Here is a 371-nt window from a genome sequence, read left to right on the forward strand (position 1 = left end):
GGCGTCTTCGGCGCCACGATCGGCACCGGCGCCTCACCATTACGCCCGAACATCGCCTGCAGCAGATCGGCCTGCTCAGTCTTGGTCGGCAACCCCGTCGACGGACCACCACGCTGAATGTCCACCACCAGCAGCGGCAGCTCCAGCGACACCGCGAGGCCGATCGTCTCCGACTTCAGCGCCACACCGGGCCCCGAGGTCGTCGTCACCGCCAGCGAGCCACCGAACGCCGCCCCCAGCGCCGCCCCGATCCCCGCGATCTCATCCTCCGCCTGGAAGGTGCGCACACCGAAATTCTTGTGCTTCGACAGCTCGTGCAGGATGTCGGAGGCCGGAGTGATCGGATACGAACCCAGATACAACGGCAGATC

The 371-nt window shown here is 66.8% G+C and carries 1 pseudogene; it reads right to left on the reverse strand.

The window, feature by feature from the left end:
- A pseudogene (locus tag AC5P1C_RS43980) lies at positions 1 to 371 on the reverse strand (2-oxoacid:acceptor oxidoreductase subunit alpha); the annotation flags it as partial.

The organism is Streptomyces sp. A18 (assembly GCF_059026065.1).